The organism is Paenibacillus dendritiformis, assembly GCF_021654795.1.
In the GTDB taxonomy this organism is placed as follows: domain Bacteria; phylum Bacillota; class Bacilli; order Paenibacillales; family Paenibacillaceae; genus Paenibacillus_B.
This window is the reverse complement of record NZ_AP025344.1, coordinates 1,775,117-1,801,969: the sequence shown is the minus strand read 5'-3', so window position 1 is coordinate 1,801,969 and position 26,853 is coordinate 1,775,117. Positions and strand designations below refer to the sequence as shown.

Here is a 26,853-nt window from a genome sequence, read left to right as displayed (position 1 = left end):
CCTTCTTTCTTCCTATATTGTATATATCAAAATTGAATCGCAGTTTTACGCCGGGTTAGACGATGGCTTCCGGGAACATCCCTTCATTCTGTCATATATCCCCATGGTCTATGCCCATTCCGGCAGCAGCGGAGAAGCTTCTCCCGAATAAGTGAGCGTCAGCATATGCATGGCTCTCGTGCAGGCGATGTACAGCAAGCCCCGGTCCATCTCTGTCCTGTAATTCCCGGCGTCGCTAAAAGGCACGAGAACGTGATCGAACTCCAATCCTTTGGCCATATGCGAGGAAGCCACGATAATTCCTTCATGAAATTGATCGCTGCTGAAATCGAGGAGAAAGATATCATGGTGAACATCCCTTATCTTTGCATAGAGAAGCTCCGCCTGAGCCTGCGTCTTGCATACAATGCCTAATGAGCGATGCTCCGATTCCAGAAAGCCGCTTATCGTTTGAATGATATGAGCCCATTCGCCATCCCGGCTCCCGGATTTTTTGATCTGAGGGAAGGCGCCATGACGCTCCATCGGTATCATCTTGCTCTGAGGGTTGATGTGCTGGGCGAAGCGGAGAATCTCCAGCGTTGAGCGGTAGCTTTTTAAGAGTTCGACTGTATCGGCTTCGGGAAAAACCTGCCTGATCCCGGTTATCGATGACGACGAGTAGGGATTAACGGATTGGCTGCTGTCTCCGAGAATCGTCTTCTTGCAGGGGAACAGGCGCGATAGCACGGCATACTGCACAGCGGTGTAGTCCTGCATTTCATCGATGACGACATGCTTGATATCTTGATAATCGGCTGCCCCTTCCAAGAGAAGCTTCAAATAAACGAGTGGAAACACATCCGAAAACTCAAGCATTTTCGGTTTTTTGAGCTTGAACCATTCCGGCTTGCCCATATAATCATAGAAATCTTTATAAATGACAAGCATATTTTGCGTACGGCACATCTTTTTGACCGCCGATTTGATTTTATGAACCGCCGCGGGCTTTAGCTTTTGTCCATATTTATCCCGGGCGCTTCCCGCAACCATCGCCGCCGTTTTTGCCGCCCGTTGCGTGAATGGCAGCTTGCCGGCCGCTTGATAGGCGCTCTGTAGCTCCTCTTTGGTTACCTGCACATTATCGAGTGATATATCGCTTGGTTCGAAATAGGTCTCGCCCACATGCGCTGCAAAACGTTCCAGCTCATGCACAAAATCAATGCGGGCTTTGCTTCGGATACGCTCAATCACCGCTTCCTCTGCCGAGGCCGCAAGCTCCGCCACCTGCTCGTTGAAGGTCTGAAACTCGCATACGCCCTTCAGCTCCCTGGCGGCAAGCTCTTCAAAGCCCATCTCCATGATGTTTTCTTCCCCCAACTCCGGCAGCACATTGGAAATATAGTCGGAAAACACTTTGTTCGGAGAGAGAATCAATATATTTTGCGACGTTAACGTTCCTTTATACCGATACAAGAGGAAGGCAATCCGGTGCAGCGCGACAGAGGTTTTCCCGGAGCCGGCAACCCCTTGAATGATCAGCTCATGGGAATGCTCATTGCGGATGATTGCATTTTGCTCCTTCTGAATGGTGGCCGCAATATGTTTCATTCTCTCATCCGAAGTGCGGCTGAGTTCTTTTTGCAGCACCTCGTCACGGATGTTCATATCGCTTTCGAGCATATACTCCATTGCGCCGTCTTTGATTTTATACTGCCTCTTGACCTGAAGTTCCCCCTCGATGTCGCCTCCGGGAGAGGAATAACCGGCCCTGCCGATCTGAAAATCATAAAATATGCCGGCAATCGGGGAACGCCAATCATAAATGACATTCTGTTGGCTGTCTTCGTCACTGAAGGAATGGACCCCGATATAGTACGTGCCGCTTTCCGCCGCGTCGTCAGCAGCGAAGTCAACTCTGCCGAAATAAGGGGCATCCAGCAATTTGCGGAGTCTTCTTTGTTTTTCAACCGCCTTTTCCCCGTGATCGATGGTTAGCGATATGTCCACTCGGTTCGCTGCTCTTTCGGCCGGATCAAGTTGAGACAGGTTGGTCCAGACATATTTTTTCGCTTCGATGATGTCTTGGCGGGCAGCGCTTATCTTATGTTCGATCGCCTGCAGCGCAGTCCGGAGCTGTGACAACGTCCTGCCTAAATGCTCTCTTTCTTCCGCTTCCGTACTATTCGTGATCATTTGGGTCCCTCTTTTCTACTGAGAATACCGATAAGTATAGAGAAAAACCAAAAAAAATATAGACTTAACCTTTTCTTTGTAGTATTATATCTTTATCGTGGGTCCAAAAAAGGACATACGAATGACCTAATTTTTTCCTGTCATGTACGAACCAGGCTCCTGATCTTCAGGGCTTGGTTTTTTTGTGTTTTGCCTTCCATCTCTTGAATCACACGCTTGACATAAAATATGTCACAAATATAATGAAACCTATACGCATGACATATTTTATGTCAAAGGAGTGTGCCCGATGGATTCCGTTCCAACGATGACAACGTTGCAATACCTTGCTCTCCTTCATCAAGTTTCATATACCAATGTATGTAAAGAGGTAAAAATAACCCCTCAACAATTTTCCGATTGGATCAAAAAGAGACGGCCTGTGCCAAAAGAGCGGCTTCATGCCTTAGGAAATTATTTCAACATGGATGCCGCAATCCTCGTCGATGATGACTTTTATTTGAAAGACTTGACGGTCGATATGAAAATAAATATTCAAATTCTGTTCCTCACCCGATTATTAGAACATGCGGAAGATGGAACGGATATGGAAGCCTATCGCGAGAAGCTGAAGCAGCTTCAGATAGAAAAAGAACACCAGATGATCATCAGCCGGTTTGCTGCCATTGTGAAAGGAGCGGATGCCAGCACCCTTCGCCTATGCCATGCTTTGTTAGATCATATCGAAGGCGGAGACGTAACCGGCCTCAAAATAATGTTAAAGGAGTCTGAGTGATGAGCACTGTGTTTCAACTTCATCAGGATGGAAAAATAGTTGTATGCAAAAATCAAGATGTTATTTACGATGGTGTGTTCTTATTTACAAACCATAGAGGCATCCGCAAAACCGCTCTTATGCTGCCGCCGGCCCTTCCTGCAACGTGGGTATCCCGCTATGGCAGTCTGACCGTCTCCCAGAACGGCAAGGAAAGCCCTAATGGCGGAATGAATGAACAGGGCCTCGTCGTGGAGCAGACTACGCTGTGGACAACGGAACATCCCCCGGCGGATGACAAGCATACTGTGAATGAATTGCAATGGATTCAATATATGCTCGACACTTGCGCTACGGTCAGGGAAGTGCTGCAAGCAGCGGCAACGATTCGGATTGACCAGAGCACATCTAAATTGCACTACCTGATTGCGGATCGAAGCGGCGACTGTGCGATTATCGAATTTTTGAACGGAAATATGCAAATTTATGAAGACCATCTGCCCGCTCCGATTATGGCCAATTCCCCTTATGCGCAGGCATGGGATGAAATCATGTCCGGGATTACCGATTGGACAGGCCGAGACGAATACGAGCAAAACTCCATGAAGCGCGTTCTTGCCGTGTGGGAGCGAACAAAGAAAAAAACAATTCAATCGGAGATGGTCGATATTGGATTTGAGACGCTGGAGGAGGCAAAGCGGGAAGATACAGTCTTTAGCATCGTATATGATCTAGTAAACATGGAGATCCATGCGAATACCAACCGGAACCGTGAAAGAAGGAAGATTCGGATAGCCGAGTTCGATTTTTCTAAAGGATCGTCATCCTTAGCAGCCGACCTGCAAAAGCTTCAAGGCCCCAACGCGAGGGAACAGTTCGTGGCCTATACTACACAGTTTAATCACCACGTCGTACATTCTTTCTTTAGAGACGAAAACATGACTTCTATATTTCATTGGGACATCTCAGATGAAGTAATCCGCTTTTTGGCGCAATACCCCGAATCGTTCGGTTAGTGCCCGTTCTTTCCCGAAGCATGAATCATGCAAAAAAGCACCCTCCTGGGGTGCTTTTACCCTACACCGCTGTGTATCCTCCATCCACCAGCAAGATCGTGCCGGTAATGAAGGAGGCGTCATCGCTGGCTAAGAACAGAACCGCTTTCGCCACCTCTTCCGGCCTGCCCGATCTTCCCATCGGATGAAGTCCGACCAAATACTTGGTCACTTCCTCGCCAAGCCCCTGCATCATGGGCGTATCGATATATCCGGGACATACGGCATTTACGCGAATGCCTCGGGCTGCATAAGCGACGGCCGTCGATTTGGTCAACAGCTTGACGCCGCCTTTCGCCGAAGCATAGGCACAGACTCTCGCTTTGCCGACATGACTGTTGACCGATCCGCAATTGACGATAGCGCCTTTGCTCTCCTGCTTCAACATTTGCTTGATGGCATGCTTGTTGCAGAGAAACACGCCGGTCAAGTTAATATCAATCGTACGCCGCCAATCCTCATAATCGACCTGATCCGTGGGTCCATCACTTCCGATCCCGGCGTTGGCAAACAATACGTCCAGTCTGCCATATCTCTGAACGGTCTGATCGACCATTCGCATCACGTCATCTTCTTTGGATACGTCCGTCTGAATAAAATAGGAATCAAACCCGTGTGCATATAATTCAGTGCGCAATCCTTGCCCTTGTTCGGACAAATCCGCGATGACAACCTTCGCTCCTTCTTCGGCGAACAGTCGGACGGCCGCTGCCCCAATCCCGCTCGCTCCGCCGGTGACAATGACCACTTTCCGCTCAAATCTCTTCATGATAATCTCTCCTTTGATCGAGGTGATAACTAGCTGTTCGGGTGATGACCATACGCCGCTAGATGCCAGGCATCACTCCTTTCGCGGCATTTTTTTAACTAACTAGTTGGTTATAAATAAGGGAAAAAGGACGCCCCTATCGTTATAATAGGGACGGCTCCATTACCCCATGAATCACGAATTTTACGATCTGTTCTCTGAAGCGTTCTTGCGGCATCGTCCAGTCCGCCTCGTCATCCAGCATCTCGTTGAGTCGTCTAAAGGACTGCACGAACGGAATGACCGCATTCATCATGACGATCGGCACCATCATCGCATCCATATCCTGCCGAATGATGCCGTTCTCTTTTGCCCTTTGCGCCAGCTTATAAAATTGGAAAATATCATCCGGGGAGTACGAGATTTTTTTCCATGTCTTCCACTCCTCCGCAGCTTCCCAGGAGTAGATTTTTAAGTAACTGGGGTGCTCCGACATAAACTGATACGAAATGGCGATCACTTTTTCAAGCAACCGCTTGAACTTGTCAGGATCCGAGAACGTAGTCTCATCGGACAGCATATCGCCCGCCAACTCTTCGAACATTTGATTTCCCAGCCGATCGGCCCGTCTGACGACTTCGGTATAGAGCCCCAGCTTATCCTGAAAATATTGATAGATCAGGCTCTTATTATATCCCGAGGCACTTGCGATTGCGTCGATCCGCGCCGCCGAGTATCCGTGCTCGGCAAATAACTGTTCAGCCGCGTCAAGGATGATCTCCTTCGTTCTTGAAGCGTCATACGTCCTTTTCTTTCTTTCCGCCATAACAAAAACCCCATTTTGAAAAAAATAACTAACTGGTTAGATTATAAAAAGGAGCGGCGTTCTTGTCAAGCCGCGAACCGGAACCCGCTTCGTTGATGGGCTTCTATCGCAGCTTGCAGAACGTCTCGAAAAAAAAAGGAAATTAATGATGGCCCTCAGGCGCGCCGTTCCGCGGAAGACGAACTTCAAGGAGCGTGCGAATGACATTGCTTTGGGCTGTAATCGTGCCATGATGCTGCGCCACAATATTTTGGGCAATGAACAAGCCAAGACCGGTATCCTCCTCTTCATCCGGCCCTGCTTTATCCCGGTGGTAAGAGATATCGAAAATATGCGGCAGCTCCTCCGGCGGTATGCCGTCTCCATAACAGACCGCTTGAACGACCGCATCGCTTGCATCCATACCGCAATGAATATCGATGAACACGCCCTTTTTGCCGTAGCGGACGGCATTCGTCAGCAAGTTTTCAAATACGCGCGCCAAAAGCTCTCCATCGCCCCGCACCATGACATGCGGAGTAACATTCATGCGCATTTTGAGCCGGTTTTTCTTGAACAAGGGAGATAATTGCTCATTCAACTGGATGAGAAGCTCGCTCAGATCGACTGTTTTTATATCGATTGTAACCTTGCCGTAAGTCACTCGCATAATTTCGTCTAGCTCATCAATCCGCTTTTCCAGCCGTTGAGATTTCGTCATCGCATTGCTCGCATAAAGTCTCATTTGTGCGCCAGACATCTGTTCGTCCTGCAGAATCAAGTTCAAATGACTCATCGCGGAGGCCAGTGGCGCGCGCAGATCATGGATCAGATTCAAGACCGCTTGCTCCTTGCCGTTTTCCGCGAAATCTCCCCTTGCCAAAGCTTGCCTCAGCTTTTCGCTTGCCAGATTGACGTCTCTCGCAAGGCCCCCGACCTCATCCTTGGATCGAATCTCGATGCGGCTGTTGAAGTCGCCGTTCGCAAGCTGATTGATTCCGTTGGAAATGACGCGAAAAGAAGCTGCATAGCGCCGGGTCAGGAAAAAGAACAACAAGAACGAGAGCGGAATAAAAACAAGCAGAAAGCAGTTCATATCCCCAATCTCTCTCATATAGTGCCGAATTCGTGTCAATCGCGGATATTCATATTTGATCGAAAGATAATAGATCTGGAGGATCTTATAGAGCATAAAGGAGAGCACGCCCGATAAAAGCATGCTCAACCCAAAAAATAAAATCATTTTAACTCGAAAACTTCGGACTGTATTCGTCATTGGATATGTATCCCACTCCCTGTATAACATTAACGCTACTGCTATTGTATCAGATTGAACCTCTTTCTGGTTCGACGGACTTCATATTTAAGATTTGCTATACGTGCTTCAGCGGATCCGGATACGGATGACTGGGCAACGCACATACCCGGCAAGAGCAATCCGTCCGAATCGGATTCCCTGCCGGGTCCTCTGCTTCCTTCTATCGCTATCTGCTATTTTCGCCTTGCTTCGTTTTCGTTGCCGCCATTTTTTCGATGATGCGGACACAAGGCTTCCATCAGGGCCACAGTATCCCGGTCCAGCCCCTTATCCCGTTCAAGCAAGCCGGCGGTCACCTTTTCGAAAGCGGACGGCTTCATATTTTGGCCGAATTTGTACTTGGCCGACAGCTCATGAACCGTAATCCGGACAACCGAGGTGCTTTTGATCTGTCCGGTATAAGCCGGGTTCTCCGAATCAATCGGATCATAGCCCCCTTCCGGCTGAAGCTTGCGCATAAACGCCGAGAGCGCCTCCGCTTTTTCCGCAAGATCCGTCAAGATTTCCGCGTATCCCTTAATAAGCACGGACTTAAAAAAAGCGGTCGCCGGGCACGCCAGCTCCGGATTCGTAAAATAGGACGGAACGATCGCGTATTCCTTGGCTACGGCAAACGTCACTCTCTGGTCGGCTTTCATATTTTTCATTTTTTGTCCGGCCGCGCTGCCGTGAAAGTACAAGCAATCGTTATGGTAGACAAAATTCAGCGGGGTCAGCTCCGGCCAGCCATCCGGATGAATCGTTCCCAGGATGCCGAAGCTCATCTCCTGTAAAAATCGTTCCGTCTCGGCCCTGTCCATCACTTCAAATTCTTTTCTGCGCATACGCTCTTCTCCCTCCGGCTTCGCCATGACATCTCTTTATTAGGATCCAGCTTACTCCACTTATTGACAAGGAAAAAGAGCCAATTTACATTCATTTTATTAGACCATTTAGAGAAAGGAGCCCGACATGCACTTTCATATCCCCTACCATATGTACACCCGGAAATATCCGTCCAAGCGTCTCGCGCTCTATTCTGCCATTCGCGACTGCATCGCATCGGGAGTGCTCGTGACCGGTACGAGACTGCCTTCAAGCCGGGAAATGGCCGCATTGTATGGCCTGTCCCGCGGGACCGTCAACGAAGTATACGACATGCTATCCTCGGAGGGGTATGTGACGAGCGGCGTGGGGCGCGGAACCTTCGTAACGTTCCAGGCTCCGAAGCCGAGGGCGGCCGAATTATCCCGTCAGGACGTCTATGTGCTGTCCGACTGGGGGAAGCGGCTGAACGAACAGCCGGACGGGAGGGAAGACAATGCGGCCGGCTGCGGCGGGGAACGGAGAAGAATAGCCGATTTTCAGGCCTTCGGCCCCGATTCGCATTGGTTCCCGATCAAAGAATGGAATCGCTGCTTATATGCGCAGGCCAGAATGCTTGCCGGCAGCGAGCAGCAGCAAGTCGGCCATTCCAGCCTGGGGGATGCCGCGCTTCGGGACAGCATTGCCCAATATATAAGGCGGGCCCGTGGTATCGCGGCCGATGCGAGCCAGATCGCGGTCTTCAATGGCTCGATGCAAGCGATCGCCCTGGCCGCCCAGCTGCTGCTCAACCCCGGAGACCGGGTTGTAATGGAGAATCCGGGCTATGCGGGAGCGGCCAGAGCGTTTGAGGCCGCAGGCGGAATCTGTATCCATGCTCCCGTCGATGGGCAAGGGGTTATTCCGGACGACTGGGAAGCCAAGCTGCTTATGGTTACGCCGAACCGACAGTATCCAACCGGGGCGGTACTGACATTGGATCGGCGGCAGCAATTGCTGGCCTGGGCCGCCGAGCGCAATTCGCTGATCCTGGAAGATGATTACGACAGCGTGTTCCGCCACCGGGGCAGATCGCTGGACCCGCTCAAAGTGTTGGACCGTGAGGGACGCGTCATTTACATCGGGAGCTTCACCAGCACGCTGCTTCCCCATGTGCGCATCGGTTACGCCGTGCTGCCTCCGTCCTTGACCCCATCGTTCGCCAGAGCCAAGACGTTGTACGAGCCGTATCCGAGCAACCTGCTCGAGCAGCGCACGCTTGCGGCCTGGATGAACAGCGGACATTATGAACGGCATCTGCGGAGGATGAAAAGAGTGTACGGCCGGAAGTTCAAGCTCCTGCGCGCGCTGCTGACCGATCGCCTCTCGTCATGGTTCCAGTGGATCGAGAGCGATGCCGGACTCAGTCTGTTCGGATGGTGGCGCGGCCCGAGCGAACAATACATTCGCTACCGCGCCCTCTGCCTGGAAGCCGGGATCCTTTGGCCGGATACGAGTGTGCGTGACGCGGCCTCCGGCTCCATCCGGTATGGGGCTTCTTTTTATTTCGCCCGCCTGTCGGAGGAAGAGCTGACGCATGGCGTCAATCAGATGCGGGCCATTGGCCTGGCGATGGAGGCGGAGGAGCGATGAATCTCCGCACAAGGGGCTCCGCCGCACGCAAAAAAAGCATGCCATGGCTGGTTATTCATGAAGCAGAGTTCCCGATATCCAGACGGACTTCCGCCATTGGTTACGGGAACGGATGCGGATAAGGATTAAGCTCCGGCGGCGTCAGCCGGCGATTGACATACCCGAGCTTCATCGGCACCTCCAGGACCCTGTCAAGGCCCTCCAGGCGGCGGAGATGATGGCCGAACGTCATAGGCAGCATTCCCGGAATCAGCACCTTCACGCAGCGCAGCCCGTTGCGGAGCGTCTCGCTGGACGACTGGTCGACGACAATCACATCCAACTGAAGGCTGCGGAACAGCTGTAGAATCTGCTCCAGATCATCCCGCAAATCTTCATGCGCCGGCACGGAAGGGAACTCCTCGGCGAAGGTTCGGACAGGGCGATGTTCTTCCAGCAAAAATCGGAGTCTCTCCTCGGCTTGCGGCAGGCTGTACAGCAGCGCATGATCCTCCATTTGCTGCACCCGGTACGAATCCTGGAGCATGGCTTCCGCTTCCGGCCCCCGCTTTTTCCAGCGCCCTTCCGCCGCCGGGATCATGCCGGAGAGCTCGTAAATGGCCCCCTTCGCCGCCCGGACCGGATCGAGGTGAGCGCCCGCGGCACAGACGAGGTTCACGTGATGCTCCGCCCTTCCCTTCGCTATCGCCCATATGCTCGGAATTCCGTTCTCCATCGTCGTATTGTACAGCAACACCTCATATCCCGTGACCGCCCGTACACGATGGAGCATCATCGACAGCTCGCGGTCTCCCGACGAGTCGGGATCGAGCCGCGGAACAGGCAGTCTCGCGTACCAGGTCATCAGGAAGGAATCCCGCTCGACCACCTCGAAAATCCCGTACAAAATCGCCTCTTCCAGGCTTCCTCCGACCGCGCACCCGTTCGAGGTTTCGTAGGCAAAGCCTCCTCCGTAGCCCAGGCTGTAATAAGCCAACAGATGGGGAACAAGGATGGGGCGTTCCTGCAGGAACGAATAGCCCCACACCCATTCCATCGGAGCTTCGGGATCGAATGGCGTGAACGAAAAATCGGGAAGCTCGAATTGCTCCTTCGCATGGAACCCCGCCCTGGACGGATCCATCGCCGTATCCCGAAGCCGGGAATAGCTGTCGATCACGACCGTGCGCTTGCCGCGGGGCGTCGTGCCGCAAAATCGTTCCAACCCTTCCAGTATGGCTGCCAGCTGGCTATCCGCGTACGAATGCGAACGGCCTCCCGTCACCTCGTCATAATAGCCCAGCGGAAGATTGACGGCCGCGCCGGCAAAGGCGGATACGAGATCGAATTTCTTGTCATTGAACATTCCGATGCGGCTGTCCCAATAATCCCGGAGCAAGCTCTCCCGCAGCTCGCCAAGCGGCCGGCAGCGGTAGCTGTTATCAAGCTTAGGGGACGGCCTCAGCGTTATTTCAGCCGCTTCCGGCGAATCATCCGGCAAGCGGCCGCAGACCGGACAAGTCCCATTGGGCAGGACAAAATGGAGGGTGCTGCTCAACTTGTCGAAGTTGATTAAATAAATATGTCCTTCCGAATTCGCTGTGCCGCCCTGGAGCGCTCTGGCCGTTTCTGCCGCGATGATATGCGCCATATAACGAAATCCCGCCGGGGATATCTCAGCCGTATATTCCGGAACATAATCCGGCGCGACCAGCTTCATCAACATTTCCTCCACCTCTTTGCGGCTGCTTCCCGCCAAAGAGAGCCGCGTTTCCGCGCACTGAAAGCATCCGGCCGTTCCCGGACGCATAAGCGGCCCTATCACCCCTTCTCCCAAAAAGACATAAGCGCATAACCAAGGAATAGCGAGCGGCCGCAGCGCCGCATCCGCTTCAAGATGCAAGCCGGAGTTGTCTTGATCCTGAAGCACCAACGCCAGCTCCGCCTCTGGAATGCCTCCGCTGAAATCCAATCTGCGGGCTACGGCGAAGCCGGACAGACGTCGGCAGACCATGTCCGCAAGCATCCCCTCCCCAATGACAACGACAGTGCTCAAGGGGATTCCTCCTCTCCGAGTCTCACTCCATAGATAACGAACGGTCCCGTGCCCAGAAAAGATTCGCTCCGCATATCGAACACCTCAAGGCGCCGCTGGCGCCGGCTCAATCTCTGAACGGCCGCTAATATCCGCGGCGCATGCTGGGACGGATCGCTATTAGTAACCGTGATGCGGAGCGCCTTCTCCTCCTTCCACATGACAGAAGAAGCGGCCACGCCCTCCGTCTTCGTCAATGCTTTCAGCAAGGAATGGCGAAGAGCCAGAGTGAGGTCAAGGTCTGCGCTGCCATACCATGACGAACCGGAATGAACCCACACGACCGGGCAGCCGAGCAGCGGCTCGCCGGCGGCAAGCTGAGGCTCACCCTCTGTCATGCGCAGCGCTTGCAAATAATACCGGCACCGGACATCTTCGATCTGCCCGCATTCGATGCGCGCCACGGCCGGCTTATCCGCAAGCATTCGCATCCGCTTGCGCCATTCCGTAGTTAGACAAGCTCTGAACCCCCGTTCCACCGCTTCGGCGATGGAGCATCCTGCCCCGATGCCGATATCCTCCCGCTGCGAGGAGAGCAAGCCGGGGAACAGCAGCGGCATCAGGCGGGCGGCATAGGCCTCCAACCCCGCCAGTCCCGCCTCCCGCCGCGCTTCTTCGTGCGTAAGCCCGCCGTGGATGATAGCCGGCAGCAGCTGCGCAGGCCCTTCCGACATCGGGTCAACCGCTTGAACAAGACACTGCGCCAGCGGAAGCTGGATGATATCCGCCTCCTCCCATCTATGAAAGAGACCGGTTGCCGGAGAAGTCAAGCGGCTCAGGCAAGAAAACCATTCTCCCGGATCCGCCGGTTCATGACTTGTTTGCAGGCTCTCCTCGATATTTTTCGCCAGACGGGCCGTCTCCACCCCGGAGACAAGGGGATGCGGGCGGATGGGATGCCAGAGTCCCGTTAACGTGTCCGGGTCCAGGATATAACATTGATTTCTGCAGTCCGTTTCGTTCTCTTCGGCCACCGCTTTATGCCATTCATGCACGAGAAGATTAGCTAACACGGCTCCAGCCGCAGCCGGGAAACGCTCCGGGTTCCGCTCCGCGGGGAACATGGACGAATGGATGCCCCGCCATGCCGAGTCCCATCGCCCCTCCCCGTCAGGTTGAAGCAGCGGGCCGGCCAGCCCTCTTCCGTGCAAGGCCACGGCAGGAAGCATCGGCTTCCGCTCCTCGATACAGGCTTGCTGAAGCCGCCGAAGCTCCTCCACATCGCCATGCTGCGACACATACAAAATAAAACGATACGGCTGAATGAGCGGCCTCCACTCCGCTTCCTCGCCTTCGGCTGCGGCAACAATATGCAACGAAGCGTCCGGGTTGCTGCGAAGCGCATGCTCCCGCAGCTTCTCGAGCTCAGCCGGGTCTGCAGGGTCCGGGTTGATCACCCAGACCGCGAGCTTGGATAATCCGGATTCAACCCATGCTTCAACAAGAGAGTGCAGAATCGGGCCGGAACCGGCGGCAAGCACGCCATCTTCCTGACAACACATCCTGACAGCCTCCTTCCTCGACGGCTACACCATGATGCAGCAGTTCAAGCCGTCAAAATTATCGTGTTTCCGACCGGTAAAGATCATTTCAAGATATGTCGCCGCCCTTGCTGCTATGACCTTCACCGCTTTCGTCGCCTTGCATGCAAAAAAGCGGGGCTGCCCCGGCGTCATTCTCATGACGTCGGAGACAGCCCCTGCTTGCGCCAGCTACAGCCGCGGTCCGGCCTGCTTGATCGCATCCGCTGCGCCGCTGAATTTTTCGAAATTTTGGGCAAAGAGCTGCGCGAGCTGCTTCGCTTTGCGATCATAGGCCGCTTTATCCGCCCATACGTTCCTCGGATCGAGCAGTTCTTGGGGAACGAACGGCACCGTATCAGGAATAAGCATGCCGAATACAGGATGAGGAGCGAAGGACGCCTTCTCGATGCTTCCATTCATAATCGCCTTGACCATGGCTCTTGTGAACGCTAGATTCATCCGCTCGCCAATTCCGTAAGGACCGCCGCTCCACCCTGTATTGACCAGATAAACCTTCACGCCGTGCTTCGTGATTTTGTCGCCGAGCATCTCCGCATACACATTCGGTCTCAACGGAAGGAAGGGACCGCCGAAGCAGGTCGAGAAGGTCGCTTCCGGTTCGGCTACGCCGCGTTCCGTACCCGCCAGCTTGGAGGTATAGCCGGACAGGAAGTGATACATCGCCTGCTCCTTGGTCAGCTTGGATACCGGCGGCAGCACGCCAAAGGCATCGGCGGTCAAAAAGATAATGACATTCGGATGACCGGCGGTTCCGGGTATGATCGAGTCTTCAATATAATCGATGGGATAAGCGGCCCGCGTATTCTCCGTAAATGCGTTATTCTTGTAGTCCGCCTCCCCGGTTCCGGCGTCTATCCACACATTTTCCAGAACCGAGCCGAACCGGATCGCATTCCAGATTTGCGGCTCTTTCTCCCGGGTCAGCCCGATGCATTTGGCATAGCAGCCGCCTTCGAAGTTGAATACGCCCGTATCGGACCAGCCATGCTCGTCATCGCCGATTAAGCGGCGTTCGGGGTCGGCCGACAGCGTTGTCTTGCCTGTTCCCGATAATCCGAAAAACAACGCCGTATCTCCAGCCTCCCCGACATTCGCCGAACAGTGCATCGGCATGACGCCGCGGAAGGGAAGCAAATAGTTCAGCACGCTGAAAATCGACTTCTTCATCTCGCCCGCATAGTGGGTTCCGCCGATCAGAACGGTCTTTCTTGCGAAGGAAATGGCAATGAACGTCTCGGAATTCGTCCCGTCCTCAGCCGGATCCGCCTTCACGCCAGGCATCGCAATCACCGTAAATTCAGGTTCATACGACAACAATTCATCTGCCGCCGGACGGATAAACAGCTGATGAACGAATAAATTTTGCCACGCGTATTCGTTAATAAAGCGGACAGGCAGGCGATAGGCCCGGTCCGCCCCTGCATACCCGTCGAACACGAAGAGCTTGCGGCTCTTCATATAGTCAATCGTTTTGTTGTACAGCGAATCGAATTGCTCGGGAGTAAGAGCCTGATTCACATCTCCCCAAGCAACATGGTCAGCCGTATCCGCCTCCCTGACGATAAACTTATCCTTCGGAGAACGTCCCGTATATTTGCCTGTCGTCACTTGCAGGGCGCCTGTCGAGGTAAGATGGCCCTCTCCGTTCAGGAGAGCGGACTCCACCAGCTTGGCAACCGCCATATTTCGGTGAGATGCATCGACATGCAAACTGTCTAATTGAGATTTTTCCTTGTTTTTCGTGATCACGGTTATCCTCCCCATTCCGCTGCTACCCAGCTCTTGATTCATCCCGACTCCCCCAAATACATCGTTGTATATTTTATCCTTACGAATTAATGTATAATATAAACATATAATACGCAATATATAAAAGCGTATTGACGGCATCTATTTATTTATGACGTCATTTTGAAATTGTTTTCATAATTGTCACATATAAAAGGGGCGTAAAACGCCCCTTTTCCCGTTTCAGATATGCTTTTGTCTGTGGCCTGTGACCGCCGCGCGCCGAATCGACTCCAACAGTTGATGCAAGCGAACCGCATCATGGAAATCAGGCGAATGAAATGTGCCGTTTTGAATGTCTCCGGCAAGCAGTTCATGCGCCTTGCTTACATTCCCCATCGGTGATTCCGGTTGTTCCCTTCCCCCGTGAACCGTCCTGAAATGGCTCTCATCCGCCGCTCCCAATGACATGCTGGAACCATATAACGCCTGCTGCACCTCCAGGTTCCCGAACTGTACATGTCCGAAGGAGCGATGCTGCTTCAGCCGGATGATGCCCTTTTCCCCTTGAATCTCCATGAGAAATGCAGGATACGCCCCGCCCTGAATATGCACCGACACGGAGGCCCCATTAAGCAACGTGCCCTGAACCATGATCTGATCGGCTGTATCCTTGGCTACTTTTGCTCCCGTCTCAAGCAGAGTCGCCTCGGTGTCATTACAATTCATCATCGCGGACAGCTCCTTAACATCCCCGAGCAGATAGCGCAGCAGATCGAGAGAATGTCCCCCGTTAATGGCCAGCAGCGTCGCTCCATTCTCCTCCTGCAGCAAGTAAGCGCCCTTCCGGTCCGTGAACTTGCCCTTGCCCTGCGTGGATACGTGCATCGTGCAGGACAGAATGCGGCCGATCTCATCCCGTTCGAGCCGCCGCTTGACGTCTTGAACCGCCGCCGAATGCCTGGCCTGCAGGCCGATCGCATGATGGATTCCGGCTTGATCGGCAAGCTTGGCCAGCTCTTCCGCCTGACTCGCCGTCGCGGCCAACGGCCATTCGCAATAGACATGCTTCCCGGCCGCGATGGCTGCTTTGACGGCCTCATAATGAAAAGGGACCTTTACGCTAACGACCACCAGATCGACTTCCGGACAGCCGCTCAATGCCTCGTGATCCGTAAACGCGTGCGGGGCGCCCACGGCGGCTGCGCTGTGCACCGCGCTCTCGATTCGGGAAGTCGCGATTGCGGCGATCCGGTGATGCGCACTTTGCCGGAGCGCAGGAATATGCGTTTGACTTGCCCATTGATTATTTAAGGATCCGCCGATAATCCCGGTTCGAATCACGGTATTGCTCATGTCTGTTCCTCCCGTCTCTGCAAGGCTGAATAGCAGTGATATGCATTGCCTTCCCCTTTGAAAATAGTAAGTTCGCAGAAAAGTATACCGATGACGCCATATCATGAATAATGTATATTTTAAATATAAGCATCATTTATTTTGATAGGGGAGAAGGATCCTGGATATTGAAAACATGCATGCGTTCGTCACCGTCGCCGAGCTAGGAAGCATTTCCGCCGCGGCTGCCAGCATGAATCATCTGCAATCGAATATGACGGCCAAAATCAAAAAAATAGAAGGTCATTACCGGCAGCAGCTCTTTATCCGAAGCGCCCGGGGGATGGAATTAACGCCGGAAGGGAAAAAGCTGTACAAGCAGTATAAGAAAATGCTGCTTCTCTGGGAAGAAACCGAACAGGAGATGAATCAGCGGGAATGGAAGCTTCGCTTCGGCACGATGCAATCTGCCATTGGCGCAGACATGACAACCGCGCTGGCGAAGCTCTATCAGAAGTATCCCGCTTTGTCGGTCACGCTGAAGACCGGAACGACCGAGCGGATGGAGGACGAAGTAATGAACGGCCATATCGATCTCGCCTGTACGATCGGCAAATCGGATCGGGCCCGGCTTCATTACAGGCCGATCGGCACGGAAGAAGTGATCCTGGTTGGAAAAAAGGCCGAATCCAGCGCAAATTTGGCCTATTGCCTGCAGAATGAAACGCTGCTGATCCTCTCGAAAGATTGCTTATATACCTCGATCTTGGATCGCATTTGTTCCCATCTGGGCATTCAACAAGGCCCGCGGACGGAAGTCGATCTTTGAGACGCTGCTTCAGCTTGCTTCCCTCGGCATGGGAGTCGCCCTTATCTCGAAAACATTGGCCCGGCAGTTCGGCGTGACCGCTTATATGGAGCTTCCCAGGGAGCATCGCTATATCGAGAAGTATCTTGTCACCCGGCAGCACTACGAAATGTCGCCGCTGGAAAAGCAATTTGTGGAGAGCAGCCATTTTTTGTAGACGGAAACTCAATCCTCGATCTCCCACGCGGGATTCCAGACAATTTCCCACAAATGACCGTCCGGATCCATGAAATGCCCCGAGTAACCTCCCCAAAATGCGTCATGAGCCGGATCGGTTATGATAGCCCCGGCCTTCCGGGCCAGCTTCATAATCGAATCCACTTCTTCTTTGCTGCTGACATTATCGGCCACTCCTGGGGAAGCGTGTTGGGGTCCGTATATATTCGGCGTCATCCCGAAGACGTGGCCTATTATATCGGCGCCGCGCAGGTCGTGAATATGCTTCAAAATGAACAGGTCGGCTACAACAAGGTAAAAGAAATGATCGAACAGGCCGCCGACAAAAAATCTCTGAAGAAGCTGGCGAAAATAGGGGAATATCCCGGCAGCAAGATCGTTTTTGACCGTGCTTTTCTGCAAAAATGCGACGCGGTGCGCAAGCTTCAAGCCCAGTATAAATTAGCGCTAAAGATCGATTTCGGGATCTGGCTAACCGCTCTGACAAGTCCGATTTTCAAGCTATCCGATATCTCTTCTTTTAAAAAGGCCTTTCAGGCCAATCAACAACTGCTCGATTATTTAGCCGAGTTTGATCTGACCTTGGAATCCGCAGATTATCAGGTGCCCGTTTACTATTTATTAGGCGGCCGCGATTGGCAGGTTCCATTTGTCATTGCCGGGAACTATTTTGCAGACATTAGCGCTCCAGACAAGAAGTTATATATCATCCCGGATGCAGGACATACGCTCATGATGGATCAGCCGCAATTATGCTTCGAAGCTTTATCGGATATTCACCGCAGAGGGGAACAAAGACACTAGCGCCGCGCGTCGGTTTGGTCATGGGGTTCCTCCTGTTAGACACAAAAAAGCGAAGCCGTATTAGGCTCCGCAAGACTGGCGACAATGTTTTGGCGAGATAGGCCGCCTTCGGAAGAGTCCCCATGAACTCCTCCAATATTTGGCGGTACGGATGCAACGGGAGCCGCGGCGGAGCGGATGGCGATGATCGCTCAGGCGCGCAAACGCTCCGAAACGCCCTTCAAGGTCCGATAAGTTCGCAAATACCTCTCTTTCTTCCATCGTTCCCGGCCAGAACGTCCGCAGCTCCGGTCATCCACTCCACTATAGCTGCCGCATCTCCCGCCACTCTAGTCATCTGCTCCGCCAATACTGCAAGAATGCAGCAATTTCATTGAGACGAGGATGCGAAAATAGGATTGCTGCAAAAAGACAGCAATTTCCCTACGGCAAGGCATAAATCGCATTCCAAATGACGAAATAATGTAATTTTGCAGGATTTTCTCAATATTTAGCCTCTTGAGGTTAAAAATGCTGCGCCTGTGCAGCATTTCCATACGGGGACAGCTTGTTTCATGCCCGGACGCTCTTGCTTCATACGGGGACAGCTTGCTCCGTGCCCGGACACTCTAGCTCATCATACGGGGACAGCTTGCTCCGTATCCGGACGCTCTTGCTTCATGCAATAACTATCGACGAGCTTTATCGACAGTCTTGCGCAGCCATATCAGGCTGCGTTCTATTTTACATTTCTTTGAAATGGAGCACGAAACCGGGGCGTCCCGCGTTTTCCACCTGACATTGATATACGACATCGTCTATCGAAATAATCGCCGGTCTATCGCGTTCGATAAATTCGTAAGCCACCTTTTCTTTGATGCAATAGCGCTCAATTTCATCTAAAAACTGTTGCTTATTTTTGGGGAGTTGATCCAATTCAACCGAAAACCCCTTTTTCAACAGCTTCTTCCAAAAACGTTCGGACATGTGCCCTTCCCCGCCTTCCTAGTTGACGTAATATCTCACACTGCCAAAATGCACAGTACTCGCCAGTATTCGCACAGGACATACTTCGCCGAACAGGGATTATCATCGTCAGAACTAGCGGTCAACCGGGATAGGCTGCCTTAGTTTGTCGATCATAGCAGCAGACCTTTTTCCACGACTCCTAAAGCTTCATCCAGTAATTTGGCAAACTCTGATTTTGTAGCCCCGGCATTATAATCCATTAACGATATATTTACCCCAACAACCACCCCGGCAAAGGTACGTACTGCCAAATCATCAGAATTTCGGCCTGTTCGTTTAGCGACAATCTGTGTTAACAGCTGCATCATCTGACTTAAGTTATTCATCGCTGCCGCGCGCAGTTCCGGGACCATCAAGATTAGTTCATTTCGCTGACGGGTTGTTTCCCACTCATCGTCAGTCATCTCGGCAATTCCCGAAAGCATTGCATTTCGAACGGCTTGTAAGGGGCTCAACTCTGACGGTTGCTTTTCAAATGCGGCGACGAGAAGAGGGTCATAATTATCGGTTAACACCACGTCCTCTTTTGTTCCAAAATAACGAAAAAATGTACTCGGGGAGATTTCTGCAGCTTCAGCAATTTGTTCCACCGTTGTCGCATGATAACCGTTTTCTCGAAAAAGCCTTAATGCATGCATCTGAACATTGGCCATCGTTTTCGCTTTTTTTCGCTCACGCAATCCGGCTTTTGGTTTCCCACCTTGAGACATCCTTTTGCACTCCTAACCAAGTTCAAATCAAATCTCGAAACTGTGGCTTCAAGCATATTGTCACTTACATTAGAGTCAATGTCAACTAACACTCAAGTTCATAACCATCAACTTTCGCTGGAGCCGGCCCCAAAAAAAGAAAAGCCCTCCCTAAGGCTTGATGGATAGGCTGATGAAAAATAGATTGTATTACAAATCTCTATGAACTAACCTCCCCCAGCCCACGCAACCGCCGATCAAAAATACGGCGAGCGATCCAATCACAGAGCCCCCAGCAAGCCCGGCCCCCTGGCTTATTGCGTACACGTCAAACAGCTTGAAGAGCGACGCGGCCCCCAGCCATTCTAATGCTGTCAAATCAGAAAGCATGTAGAGCAAGAACATGAGGAACACAATTCCGATTCCAAACGATAACGCACCGCGTTCGGAAGCAAGCCAAGACGTTAGCGCATAGCCTATTCCCATAAATCCGAAAATGATCAACAGACCGGCCGCCATGACGCTGCTTACGGCTACAGCGTCATTCATCACGCCTAAACCTTTGCCGATCAACAGCACAATACCGGTGGATACGCCAGCGATAATCGCGACTTTTACAACATGCGCCGCACATTTTGCCAGATAGATATCCGTTCTGCTGCGGGGGGTTGCGAAAAGAAACTCGGCAGTATGACGATCCCGCTCCTTTACAACGGATCCGATTGACCAGTTGATTGCGAAGCAACCGAGAAGAAGCACGAAAAACATAAACGGCTGACCGGCCATCCATCCTTCAAAAGTTGTAAGTGCAGCGGAACCCGTCTGATCTGCTCCGCTGGAGATTTGGCTATGTAAATAAGCCTTGGATGCGGCGGCCGGGATTGCAAGAAGCGCTGCAATAACACAAAGAGCGATCCAAAAACTCCGTTTATTTTGACGCCACTCCAACTCAAACAACTTGCTCATCGTTCGGCCCCTCCGCTTTCTTTTCTTTATGACGGCTGTACTTTTCCATAAATCTCTCCTCAAGAGACAATTTTCTAAGGTTCAAATCTTTAATGGGCTTATCGGCAAGAAGGGAGAGAAAGGTATTCAGGCAATGATCCTCTATCCTTCCGCTACAAACCCCATCCATGTATTTCGAATTTGGATCTATCTTTAGAAGTCCATATGTTTGCCGCAGATCACCGGATTCTTTAAAGATCACCTCGTAAAGATGAGCCCCTCCTCTCATTAGATCGGGAACAGAAGAATCTTGAATGATCTTCCCGTCTCGTATAAACACGACCCTGTGGCAGAGCTTATCCACCTCGGTTAAGATGTGCGTGGACAAGAATACCGTTGTACCGTTTGACTCATTTAATTCCCGAACAATTTCAAAGAAGCTTTGCTGAGCGAGGGGATCAAGCCCGGAGGTAGGTTCATCCAGGACAAGCAATTCAGGCTCATGCAGAAGCGCTAGCAGTATGCCCAGCTTCTTGCGGTTTCCTAGTGAGTAGGTTCGGATCCGGGGGTTCATTTCCCATTGCAGTCTCTGCGCATATTCGGGAATTCTTGTTTTTTTCAAATCAATCCCATGAATGCCTGCTGCAAGCTCCAGCATCTGTTCCCCGGTTAAATCCGGGTAAAGTCTAATCTCGGAAGGCAGATAGCCGATTCGGCGGCGTATCATGGGATTATCCTTCTTTATTCGTTCGCCAAGAACCGAGATATCCCCGGACGCAGGGCTGATCAACTGCATAAGCAGACGGATCGTGGTCGACTTCCCTGCGCCATTTGGCCCAATAAATCCAACGATTTCCCCTTTTTTTACGGCTAGATTTAAATCTGTCACCCCGCGCTTCAAGCCATAAGATTTATTTACATGGTTCATATGAATGGCTAACGTTTTTTGGCGCTCCAACGCGATCACTTCCTTTCCGCAATTGATCAGGCAGATTGTATATTGCGAATTCACGCTTATTATTTTGACACCGACTTTCATTTAACAATTTATATCTTTTTATCCCCACTGTCAATATTTTTATTTATGGAATGACGAACCGAAGCGAAGCAAGTGCATGTCCTCATTCCCAGGCGCAATGAATAAATATATAAAAAACAGCCTGTTGAGGGTTTCTCAACAGGCTGACGTCTTGATACAGGTTTACACTTCACAGGATAACCATCCGGGAAGCATCAGCTTATGGATGCTTCGTAAATGGCTTGAATGGAGCGGGACAGCGTCGCGTTAAATTCTTCGTCGGTCTGCTGCGCTGTCAAGCCTTCCGACAAGGCGCGCGAGAAGCTGGCGATCAAGCCGTGATTCCGGGCCAGTTTTTCATTCGCTTCCCTTTGATCGTAACCGCCCGACAAAGCGACAACCCGAAGCACATGCGGCTCCTCGATCAGCTCGCGATAAAAATTATCTTCGGTCGGTATGGACAGCTTCAGCATCACCCGCACATCCTTATCGAGAGCGGACAATTGCTTGAGCAGCTCTTCTTTCAAGATTTGCTCCGATTGCTGCTTATCCTTGCTGTAAATATCGACCTCAGGCTCAATAATCGGAACGAGCCCCATTGCCAAGATTTGTCTGCCGATATCGAACTGCTGCTCGACGACGTTGCGAATTCCATCCGCGTTGGCCTCTTTAATCACCGAACGCATTTTTGTCCCAAAAATATGCTTATCCACCGCCCGCTTCAACAGGTCGTTCAAATCCGGGATCGGCTTCATCAGTTGAACGCCATTCTCCAGCTCGGCCAGACCCTTGTCGACCTTCAAAAAAGGGACAATCCCTTTCTTTTCCCATAGATAGTCGGCGGTAAATTGATCGTCAATCTTGCGATCCATCGTATTCTCGAACAAGATAGCGCCCAAAATATACTTTGAATCAAATGCCGGACTTTTAATAATCCGCGTCCTCATGGCATGAACCAGCTCGAACATTTCTTCGTCATTCGAGTAGCGGTCTTCCTCAATGCCATATTGGAGCAGCGCCTTAGGCGTGCTTCCTCCGCTCTGGTCCAATGCCGCAATAAAACCCTTTCCCGTATGAATTCGCTCCAATTGTTGGTTGTTCATCGGTGTTTCTCCTTCCTTTCCGTGGAATGGATGACCTCTAACCCGGTAATCTGGTTAACCACACCGGTCGGGTCACAATAGAAACATAACTTGACGCTTCACACTAGGCCTCGGACGCTCTCCCTGTATCGGGCCGAAGACAAGAATACCAGGCGATTGGGTCGAGCATGTCCGCGCGTCAGGTAGAGTTTCCTTAATTGTACAATAAATTCTCGATCGAAGCACGGCGATCGGGCGAAGTCGCGCCAGGCGACTCTGCCGCAGTCTAAACTCCTGAAGCTTCCATATTCATCTATATTTCTCTTTAACTCATCCATCTATACAAGGGGCGCTGGTTGAGGCTCTTCTACACAAAGAACCCTCTGCCATTCTCCCCTAGCAGCGGGTTCTTGCCGTCCTTAAGCTGATTCCCTCTTACCTGATAAACGTCAACGTCTGCTCGGTCCATTCGGTCTGGCGGTATGCCTTGCCGATGCCCACCGCTTCCACCAGCGCGTCCGGCACCGCCTTGGAACGCAGCTTCGTGGTGAACGGCGCGATGAACGGGAACGGCGTGACCCGCACCTCCGTCTCGCTGGCCCACTCTGCGACAAGCTGGGTGCCCGTCTCCGAATTGAAGGCCTCCGTCCGCTCGAACCCGTCCTGATACCATGGAAATTCGTCTCCCTTGGCTGCCCCGGGCTCGTTCAGGCAGACATATAAGGAGAGATCGTCGCAGAACTGCAGCAGCCGAAAATGCTCCGTCACCGCGTGGTCGTCAATGCCGTCCAGCTGCTCGCGAATCCGGGCCTGACGAGACCGTTCATGCCGCAAAAACTGGATAATCTCGGGCTGCTCCTCCGTTCGGAAGAAAGACACGAAGTGCAGGCTGCACAGCAGCGCCGCATACGGATTCATCCGTTCGATCTCATCCAGCCCAATCCGGTAAAAGGCCAGCTTCGGCACAATCGGGTAATCCATAAACGTAAATGGCTCCGCATCCGCATCGTTCCATATCGGTGTATGATCGAGACCAATCCAAGCGCGATCATGCTCGTAGGCGGCCAATACGACCTCCTCCCAGCGCTTCGTGCCCCCGGCCAGATCAGGATTGAAATTCCTTGCCGCTTCTCCGGAAATAAATCCGTGGTCATGCTGTTGAATCAGAACCCGTTCCCCATTCCGTGTACGCATAATCATGGCTTGACGCTCCTTTTGCGAATCGGAATCCGATTTCGCTTGAATTGCCGTTCAAGGTAAGTTACTCTGATGTATGAAGGATCTTTATCGTTCTTCCTATTCTATGTATATTGTAAAGGAGGCTGCTCCCATGAGCAAAGCCAAACGCCAACGCCGCAAAATCGAGCGTTCCGGCGGCATCAACCCCGACATCGTCCGCAACACGTGGACACGCAAGCCGCACACCCAGATTGTGCCGAATAAGAAAGCCGAACAGCGCCGAATGGCCTGCCGGAAGGGCGGGGGCGCTGTTCCTTATTTTTCTGCCGATTCCTGCTCCACGCGGCTCCGGTTCCGTTCCATCCATTCCTGCCGCCGCATCGCTTGACGCTGCTTCCCATGGACCTCCCCACGCTGATTCATCAGCACTACGCTAATCATTCCGATCATCGCTCCGATTCCAATGAAGCAGGCGAACTCTCCGATGTACGAATACATGATTATTAGCGCCATCGCTGCGGCACAACCGATTGCCGTGCCTATGACCAGTCTGCTCATCCATGTCCTCCTCTCCAGAGTATCCGGCCTGAACGCTTCGTTTCCGTTAACAACATACATATCCATCTTTGGATCGTAAAAAATAAGTAAAGCCGTTCGCAAGGATTTGCAGACGCCACTGTCGTCTTATACAATGAAGGTAACGAATACCAGCGGGCAGAGAGGAAGATTTACTTATGGCCAATACCCATACCTATACGCGGGGTGAAGAGATCGCCAACGCCATTACCCATGGCATCGGCGCCATTCTCAGCGTTGCCGCCTTGACCCTGCTTATCGTCTTCGCCGCACTGTACGGCGAACCGATTCACGTCGTCAGCTTTACGATTTACGGCATTTCCATGCTGCTGCTCTATACATCGTCGACCTTGGTGCATAGCTTCCCCGAAGGCCGGGTGAAGGATCTGTTCGAGACGTTCGATCACGCCTCGATCTATGTCTTTATCGCCGGAACGTACACTCCGTTTGTCCTCATCGCCTTGCCGAAGATGCTGGGCTGGAGCCTGTTCGCGGTCGTCTGGACGCTGGCCGTGGCCGGGATCGTGTTCAAGGCCTTCTTCACGAAGCGCTTTCTCTTCCTGTCGACCTTTCTCTATATCGCCATGGGCTGGCTTATCGTCATGGCATGGAACCCGCTGTCGGCGGCAATGCCCGGAACCGGGTTGACCCTGCTTGTTACAGGGGGACTGCTCTATACGGCGGGCACCGTATTCTATGTGTGGCGGGGCTTTCCGTTTCATCATATGATTTGGCATCTATTCGTGTTAGCCGGCTCGGTCGCCCATTTCTTCGCCGTGTTGACCTTGGTGCAGATCTGAAGATCGCTTGAAGGCCATGGAGCCGATGGCAAAAGCAAGCTTCGCCAATCTCCGTTTACGGGATTGGCGATTTTTTTAGGGGCGCGCATGATTCGAACGCAAGCTAGGCCCGGTCGAACGGCCGATGATCAGCTGAGGCTGGAGAATGACTTTACGGTACTCGCCGTCCGTCTCCCGCCGCTCGATGATCTCCGTCAGAATTGTCGCTGCCTGCCGGCCGATTTCCATTTCATTTTGATAAATATAAGTGAAAAAGCTCTCCTGATCTTCATCGTTCTCCGGATTGTCGAAGGTAAGGAGCGAAATATCTTCCGGCACCCGCAAGCCGAACCGCTTCGCCATCTGCCTCATTCGCATGCCCAGCTTCCCGTCCAGCGCGATATACGCGCTCGCGATCCCGCTCTTCATATGGCGCGCCAGCTCCGAATCGTCCCCTTCCTCCCCGGCAGGGAGCGAGAAGCCGGTCACGATAAGCGACGGATTAATCATGCCGCCATGCTGCTCGAAGGCGCTCATATACCCGGAGATCCGATCATGCACGCTGACGCATTCCCGATATGCATTCGTGCAGATCGCAATATGGCGGTGGCCGTTCTCCCACAGATGATCGACCGCCATTCGGGCTCCGGCCCGATTGTCCGAGCAGACAAAATGCGTCTCGACCCCCCGCAAATACCGATCGATCAGCACAAACGGAAAGCCGTTGACCTTCAACGACAAAATTTCTTCATTATAAGTTTCTTCATCGGCCGGGAACAGCAGCAGGCCTCTGACGCCCATCGCGATAAAATCCCGGATCTGCTGCTCCTCCCGCTCCTTGGAGCCGCCGCTGAACGCGATCACGAGCGAATACCCGTGCGTCCGCAGCGTATCTTGAACCGCATTGATGAGACGCATCGCGAAATAATCCTCCAACGTCGGCATCACAAAGCCGATCGTTCGGCCCGGAACAGGCTCGGTCCGGTTCGGCTGCCCCTCCGCCGGAACGGCCAAGGCCGCCGCTTCGGCCCCTTCCCCGTTCCGTTCGGCCGGCAGGTCATTGGAGACGAAGCTTCCTCTGCCGGGAACGCGGTAGATCCACCCATCCTTGACCAGAGCCGAAAGCGCATTCACTACCGTGATCCGGCTGACCTTGAATTGCTCCATCAGTTCCTTTTCCGTCGGAATCCGGTCATTCGGCTTCAACACGCCTCGACGAATTCGTTCTTCGATGTACCGATGCACCTGCACATATAATGGCGAACGAGAATCATAGCCCATTCCAATCATCCTTACTTGTTGATATAACATATATGTTATATCATTTGTAGCCGTCTGGCAATGAGCCGCCTGGGGCGCGCCAGGCTCACGCGGGAGGACGTACGCTTACTTCCCCAGCACGACGCCGATTTTCCCGTCCGCCACCTCCAGCTCATAGGTCTTCACCCGCGTCCGCTCGCTGAACAGCGACTTCCCGGTCTTGATATCGAACTCCCACCCGTGCCACGGACAGCGCAAGATCTCGCCCTTCCGGCTGTATTCGTATTCGTAGACGCCCGATGGAAGATTCGTTCCGGATACATGACCGGCGCACATCGGCGCCCCTTGGTGCGGACAAGAATTATGGAGCGCATAGAACTCTCCGTTGATCCGGAAGATTCCGATTTCGCGGCCTTCCACCTGGACGACGGCATGACCGCCTTCGGGAACATCCGCCGTATCCAGCACATAATGTACCCCCATGACACCTTGCCTC

General features: G+C 52.5%; 23 protein-coding genes and 2 pseudogenes. 6 read left to right on the top strand and 19 right to left on the bottom strand.

All coding sequences use genetic code 11. From position 1 onward, the window contains the following. Nucleotides 1-108: 108 nt before the first annotated feature. Nucleotides 109-2,175, bottom strand: coding sequence for a HelD family protein (locus L6439_RS07910; RefSeq protein WP_213469014.1), 2,067 nt, complete (start codon nucleotides 2,173-2,175; stop codon nucleotides 109-111). 289 nt (nucleotides 2,176-2,464) lie between these two features. Between L6439_RS07910 and L6439_RS07905 the strand changes: the two genes are divergently transcribed. Both L6439_RS07905 and L6439_RS07900 read left to right on the top strand, forming a co-directional pair. Beyond that, a complete protein-coding gene (locus L6439_RS07905; protein WP_213469013.1) occupies nucleotides 2,465-2,950 on the top strand; it encodes an XRE family transcriptional regulator in 486 nt (161 codons plus the stop codon). After that, the gene (locus L6439_RS07900; RefSeq protein ID WP_168181869.1) at nucleotides 2,950-3,945 is read left to right on the top strand and encodes a linear amide C-N hydrolase; all 996 of its coding nucleotides are present in this window, start codon (nucleotides 2,950-2,952) and stop codon (nucleotides 3,943-3,945) included. The genes L6439_RS07905 and L6439_RS07900 overlap by 1 nt, the downstream gene beginning before the upstream one ends. Nucleotides 3,946-4,006: 61 nt before the next feature. Here the strand turns inward: L6439_RS07900 and L6439_RS07895 are convergent, their stop codons facing one another. The 4 genes from L6439_RS07895 to L6439_RS07880 form a co-directional block, all read right to left on the bottom strand. After that, the gene (locus L6439_RS07895) at nucleotides 4,007-4,753 is read right to left on the bottom strand and encodes an SDR family NAD(P)-dependent oxidoreductase (protein ID WP_213469012.1); all 747 of its coding nucleotides are present in this window, start codon (nucleotides 4,751-4,753) and stop codon (nucleotides 4,007-4,009) included. A gap of 142 nt (nucleotides 4,754-4,895) precedes the next feature. Next, nucleotides 4,896-5,558: a TetR/AcrR family transcriptional regulator gene (locus L6439_RS07890; protein ID WP_168181867.1), complete on the bottom strand. Its 663-nt coding sequence runs from the start codon at nucleotides 5,556-5,558 to the stop codon at nucleotides 4,896-4,898. 142 nt (nucleotides 5,559-5,700) lie between these two features. Further along, entirely contained in the window at nucleotides 5,701-6,813 is a 1,113-nt protein-coding gene (locus tag L6439_RS07885) for a sensor histidine kinase (protein ID WP_213469011.1), read from the bottom strand. 215 nt (nucleotides 6,814-7,028) lie between these two features. After that, nucleotides 7,029-7,679, bottom strand: a complete 651-nt coding sequence (locus tag L6439_RS07880; protein WP_213469010.1) for a pyridoxamine 5'-phosphate oxidase family protein — start codon at nucleotides 7,677-7,679, stop codon at nucleotides 7,029-7,031. Nucleotides 7,680-7,806: 127 nt separating this feature from the next. Between L6439_RS07880 and pdxR the strand changes: the two genes are divergently transcribed. After that, nucleotides 7,807-9,291 (top strand): MocR-like pyridoxine biosynthesis transcription factor PdxR, encoded by a 1,485-nt coding sequence (pdxR, locus tag L6439_RS07875; protein WP_213469009.1) that lies wholly within the window; start codon nucleotides 7,807-7,809, stop codon nucleotides 9,289-9,291. Between the two features lie 100 nt (nucleotides 9,292-9,391). On the opposite strand, the gene L6439_RS07870 is transcribed toward pdxR, so the two are convergent. The 4 genes from L6439_RS07870 to L6439_RS07855 all read right to left on the bottom strand — a co-directional run bounded on the left by L6439_RS07870 (nucleotide 9,392) and on the right by L6439_RS07855 (nucleotide 15,993). After that, nucleotides 9,392-11,326, bottom strand: a complete 1,935-nt coding sequence (locus L6439_RS07870) for a TOMM precursor leader peptide-binding protein (protein WP_213469008.1) — start codon at nucleotides 11,324-11,326, stop codon at nucleotides 9,392-9,394. Then, nucleotides 11,323-12,867, bottom strand: a complete 1,545-nt coding sequence (locus L6439_RS07865; protein WP_213469007.1) for a hypothetical protein — start codon at nucleotides 12,865-12,867, stop codon at nucleotides 11,323-11,325. Before L6439_RS07865 ends, L6439_RS07870 begins: the two co-directional genes overlap by 4 nt. Nucleotides 12,868-13,077: 210 nt before the next feature. Further along, on the bottom strand, nucleotides 13,078-14,673 hold the full coding sequence (pckA, locus tag L6439_RS07860; RefSeq protein WP_420540587.1) for a phosphoenolpyruvate carboxykinase (ATP): 1,596 nt from the start codon (nucleotides 14,671-14,673) through the stop codon (nucleotides 13,078-13,080). 207 nt (nucleotides 14,674-14,880) lie between these two features. Continuing rightward, nucleotides 14,881-15,993, bottom strand: coding sequence for a Gfo/Idh/MocA family protein (locus tag L6439_RS07855; protein ID WP_213469005.1), 1,113 nt, complete (start codon nucleotides 15,991-15,993; stop codon nucleotides 14,881-14,883). A 160-nt stretch (nucleotides 15,994-16,153) separates the two neighbouring features. Between L6439_RS07855 and L6439_RS07850 the strand changes: the two are divergent. Continuing rightward, nucleotides 16,154-16,997: pseudogene (locus L6439_RS07850) on the top strand (LysR family transcriptional regulator). An 8-nt stretch (nucleotides 16,998-17,005) separates the two neighbouring features. Here L6439_RS07850 and L6439_RS07840 read toward each other — a convergent pair. Further along, nucleotides 17,006-17,182 (bottom strand): annotated as a pseudogene (locus L6439_RS07840) (VOC family protein); the annotation flags it as partial. On the opposite strand from L6439_RS07840, the gene L6439_RS07835 reads away from it, so the two are divergent. Then, entirely contained in the window at nucleotides 17,102-17,821 is a 720-nt protein-coding gene (locus L6439_RS07835) for an alpha/beta fold hydrolase (RefSeq protein ID WP_237096784.1), read from the top strand. The pseudogene L6439_RS07840 and the gene L6439_RS07835 sit on opposite strands and share 81 nt — an antisense overlap. Nucleotides 17,822-18,544: 723 nt before the next feature. Here the strand turns inward: L6439_RS07835 and L6439_RS07830 are convergent. The 7 genes from L6439_RS07830 to L6439_RS07800 all read right to left on the bottom strand — a co-directional run bounded on the left by L6439_RS07830 (nucleotide 18,545) and on the right by L6439_RS07800 (nucleotide 24,300). Beyond that, the gene (locus L6439_RS07830) at nucleotides 18,545-18,787 is read right to left on the bottom strand and encodes a DUF4318 domain-containing protein (RefSeq protein WP_168181858.1); all 243 of its coding nucleotides are present in this window, start codon (nucleotides 18,785-18,787) and stop codon (nucleotides 18,545-18,547) included. A 152-nt stretch (nucleotides 18,788-18,939) separates the two neighbouring features. Continuing rightward, nucleotides 18,940-19,539, bottom strand: coding sequence for an acyl-CoA-like ligand-binding transcription factor (locus L6439_RS07825; protein WP_213469003.1), 600 nt, complete (start codon nucleotides 19,537-19,539; stop codon nucleotides 18,940-18,942). 189 nt (nucleotides 19,540-19,728) lie between these two features. Next, nucleotides 19,729-20,484: an ABC transporter permease subunit gene (locus tag L6439_RS07820; protein WP_168181856.1), complete on the bottom strand. Its 756-nt coding sequence runs from the start codon at nucleotides 20,482-20,484 to the stop codon at nucleotides 19,729-19,731. After that, nucleotides 20,468-21,421, bottom strand: a complete 954-nt coding sequence (locus tag L6439_RS07815; protein WP_237096783.1) for an ABC transporter ATP-binding protein — start codon at nucleotides 21,419-21,421, stop codon at nucleotides 20,468-20,470. Before L6439_RS07815 ends, L6439_RS07820 begins: the two co-directional genes overlap by 17 nt. Nucleotides 21,422-21,696: 275 nt before the next feature. Further along, entirely contained in the window at nucleotides 21,697-22,584 is an 888-nt protein-coding gene (locus L6439_RS07810) for a fructose bisphosphate aldolase (RefSeq protein WP_213469002.1), read from the bottom strand. Nucleotides 22,585-22,998: 414 nt separating this feature from the next. Then, entirely contained in the window at nucleotides 22,999-23,763 is a 765-nt protein-coding gene (locus L6439_RS07805) for a DUF3891 family protein (RefSeq protein ID WP_213469001.1), read from the bottom strand. A gap of 294 nt (nucleotides 23,764-24,057) precedes the next feature. Next, nucleotides 24,058-24,300 (bottom strand): hypothetical protein, encoded by a 243-nt coding sequence (locus L6439_RS07800; protein WP_168181853.1) that lies wholly within the window; start codon nucleotides 24,298-24,300, stop codon nucleotides 24,058-24,060. A 176-nt stretch (nucleotides 24,301-24,476) separates the two neighbouring features. Here L6439_RS07800 and trhA point away from each other — a divergent pair, with 176 nt between their 5' ends. Continuing rightward, nucleotides 24,477-25,118, top strand: a complete 642-nt coding sequence (gene trhA, locus L6439_RS07795; protein WP_213469000.1) for a PAQR family membrane homeostasis protein TrhA — start codon at nucleotides 24,477-24,479, stop codon at nucleotides 25,116-25,118. A gap of 75 nt (nucleotides 25,119-25,193) precedes the next feature. On the opposite strand, the gene L6439_RS07790 is transcribed toward trhA, so the two are convergent. Further along, complete coding sequence (locus L6439_RS07790) at nucleotides 25,194-26,378, bottom strand: GntR family transcriptional regulator (protein ID WP_213468999.1); 1,185 nt, start codon at nucleotides 26,376-26,378, stop codon at nucleotides 25,194-25,196. A gap of 105 nt (nucleotides 26,379-26,483) precedes the next feature. Continuing rightward, nucleotides 26,484-26,840 (bottom strand): Rieske (2Fe-2S) protein, encoded by a 357-nt coding sequence (locus tag L6439_RS07785; RefSeq protein WP_168181850.1) that lies wholly within the window; start codon nucleotides 26,838-26,840, stop codon nucleotides 26,484-26,486. Nucleotides 26,841-26,853 lie beyond the last annotated feature (13 nt).